Here is a 15,794-nt window from a genome sequence, read left to right on the forward strand (position 1 = left end):
CCCCCCCGTCAGCCCCATCATCCCCAGCACCTCATTCCGTTCATTCAGCCATTCAGCCATTCAGCCATCTGTCTAATCATCCATTCATCCACCGAACGACGACGATCGGGAGAATCCCCATGTCACTCAAGCAGCGACGGCAGCGAAGGTACGTGCAACTGGGCGCGAGCGTGGCGGCGGCCACCCTTCTCGCGGGATGCGCGGGCGCGGGCGGCGGTGACGACAACTCCTCCGGCGGGGGCGGCGGCAAGACGCTCAACGTCCTCATGGTCAACAACCCGCAGATGACCGAGTTGCAGAAGCTCACGGCCGCCGACTTCACCAAGAAGACCGGTATCCAGGTGCACTACACCGTGCTGCCGGAGAACGACGCCCGCGACAAGTTCACCCAGGACTTCTCCAACCAGGCCGGCCAGTACGACATCGCCACCATCAGCAACTTCGAGGTGCCCTTCTACGCCAAGAACGGCTGGCTGGCCCCGCTCGACAGCTACGCCAAGAAGGACAAGGCGTTCGACCAGGCCGACATCCTCAAGCCCATGCAGGAGTCGCTGACCGGCACCGACGGGAAGCTCTACGCCGAACCCTTCTACGGCGAGTCGTCGTTCCTGATGTACCGCAAGGACCTCTTCGCGAAGAAGCACCTGACGATGCCGGCCCACCCGACCTGGCAGCAGGTGGCCGACCTGGCCGCCAAGGCGGACGGCGCGGCGCCCGGTGTGAAGGGCATCTGCCTGCGCGGCCTGCCGGGCTGGGGCGAGATGATCGCGCCGCTGACCACCGTCGTCAACACGATGGGCGGCACCTGGTACGACAAGGACTGGAACGCCCAACTCACCTCGCCGGCCTTCGAGAAGGCCACGAAGTTCTACGTCGACCTCATCCGCGCCCACGGTGAGGCGGGCGCCGCGCAGTCCGGCTACGCCGAGTGCCTCAACAACATGACACAGGGCAAGACGGCCATGTGGTACGACTCCACCGCGGGCGCCGGCTCGCTGGAGGCGTCGAACTCCCCGGTCAAGGGCAAGATCGGTTACGTACCCGCCCCCGTCGACAAGACCAAGACCTCCGGCTGGCTCTACACCTGGGCCTGGGGCGTGCAGAAGGCGTCCAAGAACCAGGACGCCGCCTGGAAGTTCATCTCCTGGGCCTCGGGCAAGGGCTACGAGCAGGAGGTCGGCGCGAAGATCGGCTGGCCGAACGTGCCCGCGGGCAAGCGCGCCTCCACCTACTCCAACCCGGACTACCTGAAGGACGCGTCCGCGTTCGCCGACATCACCAAGTCGTCCATCGCGGGCGTCGACCCGAAGAACCCCGGCGTCCAGCAGCGGCCCACTCCGGGCATCCAGTTCGTGGACTTCCCTGACTTCACCGACCTCGGCACCAAGGTCTCCCAGGAGATCAGCTCCGCGATCGCGGGCAAGCAGTCCGTGGCCGCCGCGCTGAAGACCTCCCAGGCCCTCGCCGAGAAGGCCGGCAAGGAGCAGCGTTGACCACCTCCGTCACCACCCCGGCGCCGTCCCCGGCCGGCCCGGCGCGCACCGCGCGCCCGGGCCGCCGGGCCCCCGGCGGCAGGGCGCGCGCCTGGGCCACCCGCGCGCCGCTCATGCCCGCCCTGATCTTCCTCGTCGCTGTCACCCAACTGCCCTTCGTGGCAACGCTGGTGATATCCCTCTTCGACTGGAACTCGCTCTCACCCGACCAGCGCCACTTCCACGGCCTGTCGAACTACGCCACCGTCTTCACCGACCCGGACATGCGGGACTCGGTGTTCACCACCATCCTGCTCACCGTGGCCGTCGTCGTCGCGAGCGTCGTCATCGGGCTGCTCCTCGCGCTGCTGCTCGACCGGAAGTTCTTCGGCCGGGGCCTCGTGCGCACCCTGCTGATCACACCGTTCCTGCTGGTGCCCGTCTCCGCCGCGCTGCTGTGGAAGCACGTGCTCTACAACCCCGAGTACGGCCTGCTCAACGGCGCGTGGGCGTGGGTCGCGAGCCTGTTCGGCGACCACCACGCGGCCCAGCCGGACTGGATCTCTGACATGCCGCTGACCGCGGTGGAGATCGCGCTCGTGTGGCAGTGGACGCCGTTCATGATGCTGATCCTGCTCGCCGGGCTCCAGAGCAGGCCCGCCGAGACCCTGGAGGCGGCGCGCCTCGACGGCGCGAGCGCCTGGCAGATGTTCCGCTACCTGACCCTGCCGCACCTGCGCCGCTACCTCGAACTCGGCATCCTGCTGGGCTCGATCAACATCGTGCAGAACTTCGACGCGGTGTTCACCATCACGGCGGGCGGCCTGGGCACCGCCAACCTCCCGTACACCATCTACCAGACCTTCTACCAGGCCCATGAGTACGGACTCGCCTCGGCGGCGGGCGTCGTCGTGGTGATCGGCACGATCATCATCGCGACCTTCGCGCTGCGGGTCGTCTCGTCCCTGTTCACCCAGGAGGAGGGCCGCGCATGACCACCACCCTGACCCCCCCGGGGGCGCCCCCCCCGGCCCGTTCCACCGCGGTCAAGCACGCGCCCCAGACCCGCAAAGCGCGCCGCAGGTCCGCCGGGCTCGGGCTGCTGGCCTGGGTCGTCGGCATCGTCTTCTGCCTGCCGGCCCTGTGGATGCTGCTGACGTCGTTCCACTCGGAGCCCGACGCGGCCACCAACCCGCCCTCCATCGGCGCACCGCTCACCCTGTCCGCGTACAAGGTGTTCTTCGGGGCCGGGGGCGGTGCCAGCCCCTGGCCGCCGCTGATCAACTCGGCCACCGCGTCGCTGCTGTCGACCGCGCTCGTGCTGGTGCTGGCCCTGCCGGCGGCCTACGCGCTGTCCATCAAGCGCGTCGAGAAGTGGACCGACGTGATGTTCTTCTTCCTGTCCACCAAGATGCTCCCCGTCGTCGCGGGCCTGCTGCCGGTGTACCTGTTCGCGAAGAACACCGGGCTGCTCGACAACGTGTGGCTGCTCGTCATCCTGTACACCTCGATGAACCTCCCCATCGCGGTGTGGATGATGCAGTCGTTCCTGGCCGACGTGCCGGTCTCGATCATCGAGGCGGCCCAGGTCGACGGCGCGCGGCTGCCCACCGTGCTGGTGCGGGTGGTGGCCCCGGTGGCCGCGCCCGGCATCGCCGCGACCTCGCTGATCTGCTTCATCTTCAGCTGGAACGAGCTGTTGTTCGCACGGGTGCTCACGGGCGTGCGCGCCGAGACCGCGCCCGTGTTCCTGACCGGATTCGTCACCAGCCAGGGCCTGTTCCTCGCCCAGCTGTGCGCCGCGTCCGTCGTCGTGTCCCTGCCGGTTCTCGCCGCCGGCTTCGCCGCCCAGGACAAACTCGTCCAGGGCCTGTCACTTGGAGCAGTCAAATGAGGGCAGCGATCATCGAGGCGCCCGGCAAGGTGTCCGTCGAAACGGTCCCCGACCCGTCGCCCGGCCCCCGGGACGTACTCGTCAAGGTCGCCGCGTGCGGCCTGTGCGGCACCGATCTGCACATCCTCCAGGGCGAGTTCGCGCCGACCCTGCCGATCGTGCCGGGACACGAGTTCGCCGGTGAGATCGTCGCGCTCGGCACCGACGTCACCGAACTCGCCGTCGGCGACAAGGTCGCGGTCGACCCCTCGCTGCACTGCCACGAATGCCACTACTGCCGTATCGGCCGGGGCAACCTGTGCGAGCGGTGGAACGCCATCGGCGTCAGCAAGCCGGGCGGAGCCGCCGAGTTCGCGGTCGCCCCGGTCGCCAACTGCGTCAAGCTGCCCGAGCACATCGACGTCCACGACGCCGCGCTGATCGAGCCGCTGTCCTGCGCCGTGCGCGGCTACGACGTGCTCAGCTCCACGCTCGGCGCGCAGGTGCTGATCTACGGCTCGGGCACCATGGGCCTGATGATGCTGGAGCTCGCCAAGCGCACCGGCGCCGCCTCCGTCGACATGCTCGACGTCAACCCCGAGCGCCTGACCACCGCCGTCAAGCTCGGCTGCTCCCGCTCCGCGTCGAACGCCGACGAGCTGGAGACCGTACGCGGCTGGGACGTCGTCGTGGACGCCACCGGCAACGCGCGCGCCATCCAGGACGGCCTCGGCCGGGTCGCCAAGGGCGGCACGTTCCTCCAGTTCGGGGTCGCCGACTACGCGACGACCGCCGTCATCGAGCCGTACAAGATCTACAACCAGGAGATCACGATCACCGGCTCCATGGCGGTCCTGCACAGCTACGAGCGGGCCGCCGCCCTGTTCGCGTCCGGTGTGCTCGACCCGGCCGTCTTCATCAGCGACCGGCTGCCGCTCGAGGAGTACCCGCGCGCGCTCGACCGCTTCAAGGCGGGCATCGGTCGCAAGATCGTGATCGAGCCGTGAACCAGGCGCCGCCGCCCGGCGCCGTCCTCGTCCTCGGGGAGGCGCTGATCGACCTCGTACCGTACGAGGACGGGCCGGGCACGGCGCGCCGGTACGCGGCGGAGCCCGGCGGCGCGCCCGTCAACGTCGCCGTCGGCCTCGCGCGCCTCGCCACGCCCAGCTGGTTCGCCGGGGCCCTCGGCGGCGACGCCTTCGCCGCCGATCTGGAGCGGACGCTCACCGCGGCGGGCGTCGACCTCTCGCTGACCGCGCGCTCCGGGCTGCCCACCACGCTCGCGGTCACCGACCCGCGCAGCGACGGCACCGGCTACCACTTCCACCTGGCCGGCACGGCGACGTTCCAGATCACGGAACTCGCCGACCGGGCGGGGGAGTTCGCCGCGGTGTACGCGGGCGGGCTGGCCGCGGTCGTGGGGGCGGCGGCCGCCGCGGGGGCCGCCGCCGCCCGGTCGGCGGCCCGAACCTCGGTGCTGATGGTCGACCCGAACGTGCGCACCGACCGGTCACTGGACCCGGCGGCGAGCGCCGAGCGGCTGCGCGAGCTGTGCCGGTGCGCGCATGTCGTCAAGGTGAGCGACGAGGACCTCGCGGCCCTGTGGCCGGACCGCACGGCCGAGGACGCCTGCGCCGATCTCGCCGCCGGTGGCAGGCTCACCCTGCTCACCCGCGGTGCGGACGGCAGTGTGGCCTTCACCCCGGACGGCGAGCGGGTCGCCGTGCCCGCCACCCCCGTTACCGTCGTCAACACGATCGGCGCGGGCGACGCCTTCGCGGCCGGTGTCCTGCACCGGATCACCGCGCTGGCACCGCCGCCGGGCGGACCCGTCCGGGTGACCCGCGAGCAGGCCGCGGACATCCTGGCCTTCGCGGGCCGGGCCGCGGCCTCGGTGGTGGCGAGCTCCGGCACCGCGCTGAGCGCGCCGGTGCCCATGCCGCGCTGACGCGCGGGAGCGGACAGCGACAGGGGCCGCCGCCCCTCCCCGAGGGAGAGGGCGGCGGCCCCTTGCCGTGCCGGGCCCCGGGGACGCCCCGGAGCCGCTCAGCCGGCCTGTGCCGCGCGCTCGCGCGCCGCCCGGATGATCTCGGCGTAGCGCCGGCCACTGCTCTTGACCGTGCGCACCTGCGTGTCGTAGTCGACGTGCACCAGGCCGAACCGCTTGTCGTAGCCGTACGCCCACTCGAAGTTGTCCAGCAGCGACCACGCGAAGTAGCCCGCGACCGGGGCGCCCTTGGCGGCGGCGCGGGCGACGGCCGCGAGGTGGTCCTCCAGGTAGCGGGTGCGCTCCGGGTCGTCGACCGTGCCGTCGGCCCGTACGACGTCCTGGTAGGCGGAGCCGTTCTCCGTGACGTAGATGCGCCGGGCGCCGTACTCGTCGGCCACCCGCACCAGCAGTTCCTCCAGGCCGTCCGCGTACACCTCCCAGTCCATGTACGTGTGCGGGCGGTCCGCGACCGGCCCGTCCACCATCTTCGCGAACGGCGCGGGACCGCTCGGATCGTCCTGGACGAACTGCCGGAAGTAGTAGTTCAGTCCGAGCCAGTCCAGCGGCGCGGCGATGGTCTCCAGATCGCCGTCGCGCACCGGCAGCTCGACCCCGTAGACGTCGAGCATGTCCTGCGGGTAGCCGCGGCCGTGGATCGGGTCGAGCCACCAGCGGTTGGTGTGCCCGTCGGCCCGCACCGCGGCGGCCCGGTCGGCGTCGCTGTCCGAGGCGGGCAGGATCGGGCTCAGGTTGTTCACGATGCCGACGCGGGCGTCGGAGGACGCGGCGCGGATCGCCTGCACCGCGAGCCCGTGGCCCAGATGCAGATGGAACGAGGTGCGCACGGCGGCCGTCAGGTCGCGCACGCCCGGCGCCATGGTGCCCTCCAGATGGCCGATCCACGACGAGCACAGCGGCTCGTTGAGGGTCGCCCAGTCCTTCACCCGGTCGCCGAGGCGCTCCACCACGATGCCCGCGTAGCGGGCGAAGTGCTCGGCCGTCGCCCGCTCGGGCCAGCCGCCCCGGTCCTGGGACGCCTGCGGAAGGTCCCAGTGGTACAGCGTCGCGAAGGGGGAGACGCCCGCCTCGAGGAGCTGGTCCACGAGCCGGTCGTAGAAGTCCAGGCCCGCCTTGTTCACCGGGCCGTCGCCGTCCGGCACGATGCGCGGCCACGCCAGCGAGAAGCGGTACGCGCCGACTCCGAGGCCCTTCATCAGGGCGATGTCCTCGGGCACCCGGTGGTAGTGGTCGCAGGCCACGTCGCCGTTGTCGCCGTTCGCGATCGTGCCGGGGGTGTGCGAGAACGTGTCCCAGATCGAGGGGGAGCGGCCGTCCTCCGCGACGGCCCCCTCGATCTGGTACGACGCGGTGGCCACGCCCCAGGTGAATTCCGCCGGAAGGGCGTCGAGCTCGTTCACGAACTGCCTTTCTGGATCTGTCACTTGACCGCACCCGCGGTGAGGCCGGTGACCAGGTAGCGCTGAAGCAGGAGGAACCCGACGACGACGGGCACACTGACGACCAGCGAGGCCGCCATGATCTGGTTCCAGTAGACGTTGTTCTCGGTCGAATAGCTCTGCAGCCCGATGGCGAGGGTCTTGGTGTTGTCGTTGGTCATGACGGAGGCGAACAGCACCTCTCCCCACGCCGTCATGAACGCGTACACGGCGACCGCCACGATGCCGGGCACAGCGGCCGGTACGACCACCCGGAACAGCGCGCCGAAGGGGCCACAGCCGTCGACCATGGCCGCCTCGTCCAGGTCCTTCGGAACCGAGTCGAAGTAGCCGATGAGCATCCAGATCGCGAACGGCAGCGAGAACGTCAGATACGTGATGATCAGGCCGCCGCGTGAGCCGTACAGGTCGATGCCGGTGCTCTTGCCGATGTTCACGAAGATCAGGTACAGCGGCAGCAGGAACAGGATGCCAGGGAACATCTGCGTCGACAGCACCGTCACCGTGAAGAGCCGCTTGCCGCGGAACCGGTAGCGGCTCACGCCGTACGCCGCGAACACCGCGATGACCACCGAGCAGGCGGTCGCCGAGACGGACACGATCGCCGAGTTCAGGAAGAACTTGGCGAGCGGCACCGTCGACCAGATGTCGATGTACGGGCGGATCGTGAGGTGCGAGGGAATCCAGGTGAACTTGCCCTGCACGTCCTCCAGCGGCTTCAGCGAGCTGGAGACCATCACATAGACCGGCAGCAGGGTGAACAGTGTCAGGATCGTCAGCAGCACACCGCGGCTCCACAGGAAGGACAGCGGTGGCGCCATGGCCGGCCTTCGGGAGGCCTTGACGGGCTCCGCGGCCGGACGGGCGACGGGCGCCTCAGCCGGACGGACCTCCGGTGCCTCGGCCGTACGGACCCCCGGCGCTTCGGCCCCCTCTCCGGCCTGTTGCTCCGTGCGCTCCTCGGCCTGCTCCCCGGCCTTGGCGGGCTCGGGCTCCGTCACGGCGGGCGGCACGTCGGGCGCCCCGTCGCGAACGGGCGCAGCCCCGGCGGCCCGCTCCGGGACGGACGGCGCCCCGGCGAGCGCGGCCCCGGCCCCCTGGGCGCCGGAGAACTCCGCGACCGGTGCGGCGGCGGCCTCCGAGGTGCTCCGGCGCGCCGTGGCGGCCTTCCTGCTCTTCTCGCGCTGCGTGGTGAGCACCAGGTAGGCACCCGTGACGATCAGCAGGAACAGCAGCAGCAGGACCGACATGGCCGAGCCGGAGCCGAAGTTCCAGGAGGAGAACGACGACTGGTAGATGTGGAACGAGATCAGGTCCGCGCTGCTCGGCGCGTTGCCGTTCTTGCCGAACAGCACGAAGGGCGTGTTGAAGTCGTTGAACGTCCACAGGAACAGCACCAGCACGAGCACCTGGTTGACCGAGCGCAGCGAGGGCAGTGTGATCTTCCGGATCTGCTGCCAGATGCCCGCGCCGTCGATCGAGGCCGCCTCGTACAGCTCGGACGGGATGTTCTGGAGGCCCGCCATCACGATCAGGAAGGCGAACGGCCAGCCCTTCCACAGCGACACGATGAGCAGCGTGTAGAAGCTGTTGTTGCCGATCAGCCAGAACGACGCGCTGTCGGTGAGGTGCAGCTGGTCGTGCAGCAGGTGGTTCACCATGCCGTTGTCGTGCTGGAACATGAACGCCCAGGTGATGACAGCGGCGTAGACGGGCAGCGCGTACGGGACGAGGAAGATCGTCCGCAGCGTGCCGCGCCCCCGGAACTTGTCCTGGAGCAGGATCGCGGCGGACGTGCCGAACAGCCAGCACAGGCCGACCGACAGCACGGTGAACAGCAGGGTGATGAAGAAGGAGTGGAGCAGCGACTTGCCGACGGCGCTGTTGAAGTCGAGGGCGACCTTGAAGTTCTGGATTCCCGACCAGGGCGCGGCGCCCCAGTTGTGGATGAAGAACAGTGTCAGCTGGCGGAAGCTGATCACAACGCCGACGACCATCGGGACGACGTGGACGAGCAGTTCGAACAGGATCGCGGGCAGGAGCAGGACGTAGGGGACGGCTGTCCGGCGCAGCCGGCCGGGGATGCGCGGCCTCTTGCGCGCACCCCCGGCCCCCGAGGTCCCCCTGCCGCCCGCGTCACGTGCGTTGGGCGAGGTCACGGTGGCGGTCATGGAGCGGGCCTCACTGAGTCATCTGCTGCTGGGCCTTGGACAGTTCGCTCTTGACCGTGTCCTTGGTGACGGTCTTGCCGGCCGCCACGTCGGCCCACAGGTTCTTGATCGCGGTGCCGACCTGCGTCTCGTACTGCGACTCGGAGGGCACCTGCGGCAGCGGTGTCGCGCTCGTCTGGAGCGTCTTCGCCATGACCTGGATGTCGCTCTGCTGGAAGGCGGGGTTGCTGTCCGCGCTCTTCACCGGCGGGACGGAGCCGTAGGCCTTGTTCAGGATGACCTGCTCGGCGTCGCTCGTCATGAACTTCACGAACTTCTTCGCGCCGTCCACGTTCTTGGTGCTGTTGAAGATCGCCATGTTGATGCCGGCGACCATCGAGTTGACCTGCTGGCCCTGGCCCGGCGCGCCGGACTGCACCGGCATCGGCACGGCGCCCCAGTCGCTGGTCGACATGTGCTGGGAGGCGAAGTTGCTGGCCGCGGCCTGCCACAGGACCATGGCCGTCTTGCCCTTGCCGAAGTCCTGGAGGGACTGGTTCTGGGCGTACTCCGCGTTGCCCGGGTTGATGATCTTGTCCTTCTGCATCAGGTCGATGTACTGCATGACCGAGTCGACCGCGCCGGGGGACGTGAAGGTGGGCTTGCCGGACTTGTCGAAGAAGTCGGCGCCGTGCTGCTTGGCCAGGATGTAGGACGTGTGGATGTTCTCCTGGAGGTTGCTGCCCTCCAGACCGAGGCCCCACTTGCCCGACGTGCCGTTCTTCGAGATCTTCTGGCCGTCCTTGATCACGTCCGACCAGGTGGCGGGCGGGGTCGAGATCCCGGCGTCCTTGAACATCTTCTTGTTGTAGTAGAGCGCGTACGCAAGGGAGTACAGCGGGACCGCCGCCGGGTCCTTGCCCGAGGCGCCGGCCGCGGCCACCGCGGAGGCGTTGAAGCGGTCCTGGCCGCCGATCGCGTCGAAGTTCGCCTTGTTCCAGGGCAGGAGGGCACCGCTCGCCTGGAGCGACGCGGACCACGTGTTGCCTATGTTGAGGACGTCCGGGCCCTGACCCGACGTGGTCGCCGCGAGAATCCTGTTGAGCAGGTCCGACCACGGGATGACTTCCAGCTTGACCTTGATGCCGGTCTGCTTCTGGAACTTGGCGAGCTCCGGGCCGAGCGTCTTCTTGTCGTAGGCGACGTTGGGGCCCTGGTTCGACGCCCAGTACGTGAGCGTCTTCGGCGAATCGTTGCTTCCTCCACCGTCGGTCGAGGAACCCCCGCCGCAGGCGGCGAGGAGGCTGCCCATGACGGAGACGACGGTGACGACTGCTGCGGCTCTGGTCTTGCGCATGTGAGGTGGCCCCTTTCCGGGGGTGGCAGCGTTCGAGAGTCGAACGGCCTCCATGACTTAATTTATGCCGTGATTTAAGAGGTGAGAGAAGGTCGCGTCAAGGTCTGTGGCAGGGGTATGTTGCGTTCCGGGAAGGAGCCACATGGCTGAGCGCGGCAGACGAACAGTGCGTGACCTGCGGCGGGGCAACCGCGCGCGGGTAGTGCAACGGTTGTATTTCGACGGCCCCTTGAGCCGCCAGGAGCTCGGCGCGGGCACCGGGCTGAGTTCAGGTTCCATCAGCAACGTCGTCGCCGAACTGGCCGCGGAAGGAGTGCTGGAGGAGGCCGGAGTCGTCGATTCCGACGGCGGCAGGCCCCGCACCCTGCTGCGGGTCGCCCCGGCCGGCGGACTGCTCGTCGGCATCGACCTCGGCGAGACCCGGGTCAGGGTCGAGCTCTTCGACCTGTCCCTGACGGAACTCGCCCGCACCGATCGGCTGCTGGAGCAGCACGGCTACGACGTCGACCTGGTCGTCTCCCATGTACGCGACGGCATCGCCGACGTACTCCAGGCGGCGGGAGCCGAGCCGGGACAGCTCCTCGGGATCGGCATCGGAACCCCCGGCATCATCGAGAGCGGGGGCCAGGACGGCGCCGTGGTACACGGCCCCACCATCGGCTGGAGCGCGGTGCCGTTCGAGAAGCTGCTCCGCGAGGCGGTCGAAGTGCCCGCGGAGATCCCCCTGTTCATCGACAACGGGGCCAAGACGCTCGGCCAGGCGGAGATGTGGTTCGGCGGCGGCAGAGGCGCGGACACCGCCGCCATCGCCCTCATCGGCTCCGGGGTGGGCGCCAGTGTGATCCATGGGGGCGCACCGGTGGAGGAGAGCCGCCGCAGGACCGCCTTCGAGTGGGGACACACCACCGTCCACATGGGCGGGCGGCGCTGCCGGTGCGGCTCCATCGGCTGCCTGGAGGCGTACGCGGGCGCGGAGGCGATGCGCGAACGGTGGCACGAGGCGGGCGGACCGCTGCCCGACGGCGCCGACGACGAGACCGCCCTCGCGGCGCTCCTCGAGGCGGCGTTCCCGGCCGCCGGTACGAGCCCCGACCCGGTCGCCGTCTCGCTGCTGGACGAGACCGCCGAATGCCTCGGTGCCGCCCTCGCCGACGTCATCAACGTCTTCCTGCCCGACCGGGTGCTCCTCGGCGGCTGGGCGGGCCTGCTGCTCGGGCCCCACCTGCTGCCCGCCATCCGCCGCCACGCCGAGCGCTACTCCCTGGGGCACGCGGCGGCGCGCACCACCATAGAGATGGGCCAACTCGGCCCGGACGCCGTGACGGTGGGCGCGGCGACGCTGCCGCTCGCGGCCTTCCTCGCCCGTGGCGGCAGCCGGCTCCCCACCCCCGCGGGCCCGCCGGACGGCTCGCTCGAGGCGTCCACCCTGCGGTGGCGGCGCACCCCGGCGACCGGTGCCGCCGCCGGGGCCTCGCGCACCGGGACGGCGGCCCCTCCTGCTGCTGCGGCCGAGACCCAGGGCTGATCCCACCGGTGTGAGGGCCCGGTGCGTCGTCACCCGGAGCGCCGGGAGCGCCGGGAGTGCGGGGGAGTGGGGACCGGGGAAGCGGCCGCGCCCGACCCGCGTACCGTGCGTGACCCTGGCAGCTCAACGCCCGCTGGACTGGCGGGAAATGGACAGCCCTGCCGAGTCCCCTTGTCACAGTGCGTACCGGAGCCGTAACTTGGCGAACCGCGACACGTCCTGCCTCTCAAGGGGGAGTTGACCCATGGCCGTAACCGGTCGCCACCGCCGCTACCAGCCGAGCCGTATCAACCGTGCGTCGCTCACCGTCACGGCCGGTGGAGCGGGCCTCGCACTGCCCCTCCTGGGCGCGGGCACCGCGCACGGCGCGTCGGTGGGGGAGTGGGACAAGGTCGCCTCCTGCGAGTCGACCGGCAACTGGCAGATCAACACGGGCAACGGCTACTACGGCGGGCTCCAGTTCACCCAGTCCACCTGGGCGGCCTACGGGGGCACGGAGTACGCGCCGCGCGCCGACCTGGCCACCAAGGACCAGCAGATCGCCGTCGCGGAAAAGGTCCTCGGCAGCCAGGGACCGGGCGCCTGGCCGGTCTGCTCGGGGCACGCCGGGCTGACCCGGGGCGGGGACACCCCGCACCTGACGACCGTCGCCGACACCGTACGGCACACCACCGCGGCGAAGGCCCCGGCCACGCACACCGACACGGTCGCGACGAGACCCGTGTCGACCACCGCGGCGCACACCGACTCGGCGCAGGCCGAGCCGAGGACGGCGGCCAAGAAGGCTGCTCCGACCGATGTGCCGACCCGGCGCGAGGGCTACACCGTGACCCGCGGCGACTCGCTCTCGCAGATCACCGTCGACCACCGCCTCGCGGGCACCTGGCAGAAGGTCTACGACGACAACAAGAAGGTCGTCGGCGACGACCCGGACCTGATCTTCCCCGGCCAGCGGCTGGTGCTGCATGTCCCGTCGGGCAGCTCGTCCGGTACCGCCTCGCCGCGGTCCACCGCGAAGAAGCCCGCGGCCAAGCCGACGCACACTGCGGCGACGCCGGCCACGTCAGCGCCCGCGCCGAAGCCCACGCACTCGCACACCCCGGCGCCGACCCACACCGCCAAGCCCACCCACACCGCCAAACCGACGCACACGGCCGAGCCGACCCACAAGCCCGCGGCCAAGCCGACGCACACCGCCAAGCCCGCGCACCCGGCGAAGGCCGCCACCCACCACCCGGCCAAGGCCGCCGCACCCGGTGTCGAGGCACCCGTCCACGCCGCGATCGGCACCCCCTACCACGCCACCGGCTCGTCCTGGTCGAGCGGTTACCACACGGGCGTCGACTTCCTCGTGTCGACCGGCACCTCCGTCAAGGCGATCGAGAAGGGCACCGTCGTCACGGCGGGCTGGGGCGGATCGTACGGCTACCAGGTCGTCATCAAGCACCCCGACGGCAAGTACAGCCAGTACGGGCACCTCTCCGCGATCAACGTACGAGTGGGCCAGAAGGTCAGTGAGGGGCAGCGCATCGCACGCTCAGGAGCCACCGGCAACGTAACGGGCCCGCATCTCCACTTCGAGATGCGTACGGGGCCCGCGTACGGGAGCGACATCGACCCGCTCGCCTACCTGAGGGCGCACGGCGTGCGGATCTGACCTGCCGGGGGCCGGCCGGGCGGCGGGCGCGCCGCCGTCCGAAGGGCCCCCGGCCCGGGGGCCGTCCGCCGGACGGGCCCGGGTGAGCAGGACGAGCCCGGCGGTCGACACCGCACCGAAGGCGAGCGCCACGAACCCCCCTGCCGCGCCGTAGCGGAAGCCTTCGCCGAACAGCGTCAGCCCGACGGCCGTCGCGACCACCGGGTTGACCACCGTCACCACCGCGAGCGGCGCCGCGAGACCCGCGCCCCGGTACGCCGCCTGCGACAGCAGCAGACCCGCCACCGCGAGCACCGCGACCGCCGCCAGGCTCGCCGCCTGGACCACGGGCCCCACCGCGGACCAGCCCGCCGTCACCGTCTTGATGAACACCGACGAGACGCCGAACGCCACACCGCTCGCCGCCGCAAGCAGCACACTGCGCGTCGCACGCCCCCGCACCATCGACGCGGCCACGCACAGCACACCGACAAGACCCAGCGTCAGCAGCCCCAGCAGCAGCCGGTACGAGCCGTCCAGCGTCCGCGCGTCGGAGCCCTGCGTCAGCGCGAGCAGCCCGGCGAGACCCACCGTCGCGATCAGGGCGCCGCGCCGCGCCGCCCGCCCCGCAGGACGACCGGCCCCGCGGCCGGGCAGGCGCCGCGCGACGAGCGCCGCCATCGGCAGCGCGAAGACGATGGTGAGCGCGCCCAGCGGCTGGACCAGGCTCAGCGGCCCGTACGCGAGCGCCGCCACATGGAGCAGGCCGCCCGCCCCGTTCAGCAGGACCGCACCCCACCAGGCGCCGTCGCGCAACGGGCCGCGGGAAGCGTCCCGGTCGCCGGCGGCCACCCGCTCCTGGACGATCGCGCCGGCCGCGTACGCGACCGCGGAGACCAGGGAGAGGAGGACGGCGAAGACGAAGCTGCTCATGGTCCAACGATCTCCCCGCGAGGGCGTCCCCGTCGTCGTCCCCAGGAGCCCTCTTTCACGTACTCCACCCGGAGTACGCGGCTTCGCGCGGCCTCCACCCCGAGAGGGGCGACCGCCTCCCGCAGGGCCCCACTTGGCACCGCGCCCCTCCGCGGTCTTCCGCACCGGGCGATTCCGGGTGACCATGACAGGGCTGCGTCCGGCCGACGACGGGGGATTGGCGTGAAAGTAGGGCTGCTCACCCGGGAGTACCCGCCGGACGTGTACGGCGGCGCGGGCGTCCACGTGGAGTTCCTCGCACGCGAGTTGCGCGCCCTCACCGACCTGCGGGTGCACTGCTGGGGATCGGGCCGGGAGACCGCGCCGGCCACCGGGTCCGATGTCGTGCGCCACCTCGCCGACGCCGGTCTCGACGGCGCCAACGACGCACTGCGCACGTTCTCCGTCGACCTCGCCATGACGGCCGCCCTCGCCGACCGGGACCTCGTCCACTCGCACACCTGGTACGCGAACCTCGCAGGCCACCTCGCGAAGCTGCTCTACGGTGTCCCGCACGTGATGACCGCCCACTCCCTGGAGCCGCTGCGGCCCTGGAAGGCCGAGCAACTCGGCGGCGGGTACGCCCTGTCGAGCTGGGCGGAGCGCACCGCCGCCGAATCCGCCGACGCCGTCGTGGCCGTCTCGCACGGCATGCGCGACGACGTCATCGCCGGCTATCCGTCCCTCGACCCGGAGCGCGTCCACGTCATCCACAACGGCATCGACACGGCCCTGTACCAGCCGGACCCGGGCACGGCGGCGCTCACCCGCGCCGGCGTCGACCCCGACCGCCCCTACGTGCTGTTCGTCGGCCGCATCACCCGGCAGAAGGGCGTACCGCACCTGCTGCGCGCGGCCCGCGCCCTCGACCCCTCCGTGCAGGTCGTGCTCTGCGCCGGGGCGCCCGACACCCCCGAGATCGACCGCGAGTTCCGCTCGCTCGTCGCCGAGTTGAGCGCGGGCCGGGACGGTGTGGTGTGGATCTCGCGGATGCTGCCGCGCCCCGAGGTCGTCCAACTGCTGACCCACGCGGCCGTGTTCGTCTGCCCGTCGGTGTACGAGCCGCTCGGCATCGTCAATCTGGAGGCGATGGCCTGCGGTACCGCCGTCGTGGCGTCCGCGGTCGGCGGGATACCCGAGGTCGTCGACGACGGCCGCACGGGACTGCTGGTGCCCTACGACGCGAACACTCCCGAGGCCTTCGAGTCGGCACTGACCGAAGCGCTGAACCGGGTGGTCGACGATCCGGCCGCGGCCGCCCGGATGGGCGCGGCGGGACGGGAGCGCGCGGTGCGCGAGTTCGGCTGGGACCGGGTGGCCCGCCGCACGGTCGACGTCTACGAGAAGCTGCTGGGCTGACGG

Annotated in this window: 12 protein-coding genes and 1 pseudogene; 8 read left to right on the top strand and 5 right to left on the bottom strand. The window is 70.9% G+C overall.

Annotated elements, in window-relative coordinates; translation table 11 throughout:
• Positions 1-119 precede the first annotated feature (119 nt).
• Genes LCE31_RS13995 through LCE31_RS14015 form a run of 5 tightly spaced genes read left to right on the top strand, consistent with a single transcriptional unit; the run spans position 120 to position 5,293 of the window.
• On the top strand, positions 120-1,493 hold the full coding sequence (locus LCE31_RS13995; protein WP_225014562.1) for an ABC transporter substrate-binding protein: 1,374 nt from the start codon (positions 120-122) through the stop codon (positions 1,491-1,493).
• Entirely contained in the window at positions 1,490-2,467 is a 978-nt protein-coding gene (locus tag LCE31_RS14000; protein WP_225014563.1) for a carbohydrate ABC transporter permease, read from the top strand. Before LCE31_RS13995 ends, LCE31_RS14000 begins: the two co-directional genes overlap by 4 nt.
• The gene (locus LCE31_RS14005; protein ID WP_225014564.1) at positions 2,464-3,366 is read left to right on the top strand and encodes a carbohydrate ABC transporter permease; all 903 of its coding nucleotides are present in this window, start codon (positions 2,464-2,466) and stop codon (positions 3,364-3,366) included. Before LCE31_RS14000 ends, LCE31_RS14005 begins: the two co-directional genes overlap by 4 nt.
• Complete coding sequence (locus tag LCE31_RS14010; protein ID WP_225014565.1) at positions 3,363-4,352, top strand: zinc-dependent alcohol dehydrogenase family protein; 990 nt, start codon at positions 3,363-3,365, stop codon at positions 4,350-4,352. The genes LCE31_RS14005 and LCE31_RS14010 overlap by 4 nt, the downstream gene beginning before the upstream one ends.
• The gene (locus LCE31_RS14015) at positions 4,349-5,293 is read left to right on the top strand and encodes a PfkB family carbohydrate kinase (protein WP_225014566.1); all 945 of its coding nucleotides are present in this window, start codon (positions 4,349-4,351) and stop codon (positions 5,291-5,293) included. Before LCE31_RS14010 ends, LCE31_RS14015 begins: the two co-directional genes overlap by 4 nt.
• A 98-nt stretch (positions 5,294-5,391) precedes the next feature.
• On the opposite strand, the gene LCE31_RS14020 is transcribed toward LCE31_RS14015, so the two are convergent.
• The 4 genes and pseudogenes from LCE31_RS14020 to LCE31_RS14035 form a co-directional block, all read right to left on the bottom strand.
• Positions 5,392-6,753, bottom strand: coding sequence for a GH1 family beta-glucosidase (locus LCE31_RS14020; RefSeq protein WP_225014579.1), 1,362 nt, complete (start codon positions 6,751-6,753; stop codon positions 5,392-5,394).
• A 20-nt stretch (positions 6,754-6,773) separates the two neighbouring features.
• Positions 6,774-7,613, bottom strand: a complete 840-nt coding sequence (locus LCE31_RS14025) for a carbohydrate ABC transporter permease (RefSeq protein ID WP_225014580.1) — start codon at positions 7,611-7,613, stop codon at positions 6,774-6,776.
• 342 nt (positions 7,614-7,955) lie between these two features.
• A pseudogene (locus LCE31_RS14030) lies at positions 7,956-8,963 on the bottom strand (carbohydrate ABC transporter permease); the annotation flags it as partial.
• Between the two features lie 10 nt (positions 8,964-8,973).
• A complete protein-coding gene (locus LCE31_RS14035) occupies positions 8,974-10,299 on the bottom strand; it encodes an ABC transporter substrate-binding protein (RefSeq protein ID WP_225014567.1) in 1,326 nt (441 codons plus the stop codon).
• Positions 10,300-10,441: 142 nt separating this feature from the next.
• Here LCE31_RS14035 and LCE31_RS14040 point away from each other — a divergent pair, with 142 nt between their 5' ends.
• Together LCE31_RS14040 and LCE31_RS14045 are read left to right on the top strand one after the other, a co-directional pair.
• A complete protein-coding gene (locus tag LCE31_RS14040) occupies positions 10,442-11,824 on the top strand; it encodes an ROK family transcriptional regulator (RefSeq protein ID WP_225014568.1) in 1,383 nt (460 codons plus the stop codon).
• Between the two features lie 244 nt (positions 11,825-12,068).
• Positions 12,069-13,481: a transglycosylase family protein gene (locus tag LCE31_RS14045; protein ID WP_225014569.1), complete on the top strand. Its 1,413-nt coding sequence runs from the start codon at positions 12,069-12,071 to the stop codon at positions 13,479-13,481.
• Here the strand turns inward: LCE31_RS14045 and LCE31_RS14050 are convergent.
• A complete protein-coding gene (locus LCE31_RS14050) occupies positions 13,362-14,393 on the bottom strand; it encodes a DMT family transporter (RefSeq protein WP_225014570.1) in 1,032 nt (343 codons plus the stop codon). The two genes, LCE31_RS14045 and LCE31_RS14050, sit on opposite strands and share 120 nt — an antisense overlap.
• A 222-nt stretch (positions 14,394-14,615) precedes the next feature.
• Here LCE31_RS14050 and glgA point away from each other — a divergent pair, with 222 nt between their 5' ends.
• Positions 14,616-15,791 (top strand): glycogen synthase, encoded by a 1,176-nt coding sequence (glgA, locus tag LCE31_RS14055; protein ID WP_225014571.1) that lies wholly within the window; start codon positions 14,616-14,618, stop codon positions 15,789-15,791.
• Positions 15,792-15,794 lie beyond the last annotated feature (3 nt).

Source organism: Streptomyces sp. 8L (genome assembly GCF_020176795.1).
In the GTDB taxonomy this organism is placed as follows: domain Bacteria; phylum Actinomycetota; class Actinomycetes; order Streptomycetales; family Streptomycetaceae; genus Streptomyces.

Excerpts from the sequence above, each read along its gene's own strand:
- LCE31_RS13995 (WP_225014562.1), top strand. The coding sequence starts at position 120 with ATGTCACTCAAGCAGCGACGGCAGCGAAGGTACGTGCAACTGGGCGCG.
- LCE31_RS14005 (WP_225014564.1), top strand. The coding sequence starts at position 2,464 with ATGACCACCACCCTGACCCCCCCGGGGGCGCCCCCCCCGGCCCGTTCC.
- LCE31_RS14010 (WP_225014565.1), top strand. The coding sequence starts at position 3,363 with ATGAGGGCAGCGATCATCGAGGCGCCCGGCAAGGTGTCCGTCGAAACG.
- LCE31_RS14025 (WP_225014580.1), bottom strand. The coding sequence starts at position 7,613 with ATGGCGCCACCGCTGTCCTTCCTGTGGAGCCGCGGTGTGCTGCTGACG.
- LCE31_RS14035 (WP_225014567.1), bottom strand. The coding sequence starts at position 10,299 with ATGCGCAAGACCAGAGCCGCAGCAGTCGTCACCGTCGTCTCCGTCATG.
- LCE31_RS14040 (WP_225014568.1), top strand. The coding sequence starts at position 10,442 with ATGGCTGAGCGCGGCAGACGAACAGTGCGTGACCTGCGGCGGGGCAAC.
- LCE31_RS14045 (WP_225014569.1), top strand. The coding sequence starts at position 12,069 with ATGGCCGTAACCGGTCGCCACCGCCGCTACCAGCCGAGCCGTATCAAC.
- LCE31_RS14050 (WP_225014570.1), bottom strand. The coding sequence starts at position 14,393 with ATGAGCAGCTTCGTCTTCGCCGTCCTCCTCTCCCTGGTCTCCGCGGTC.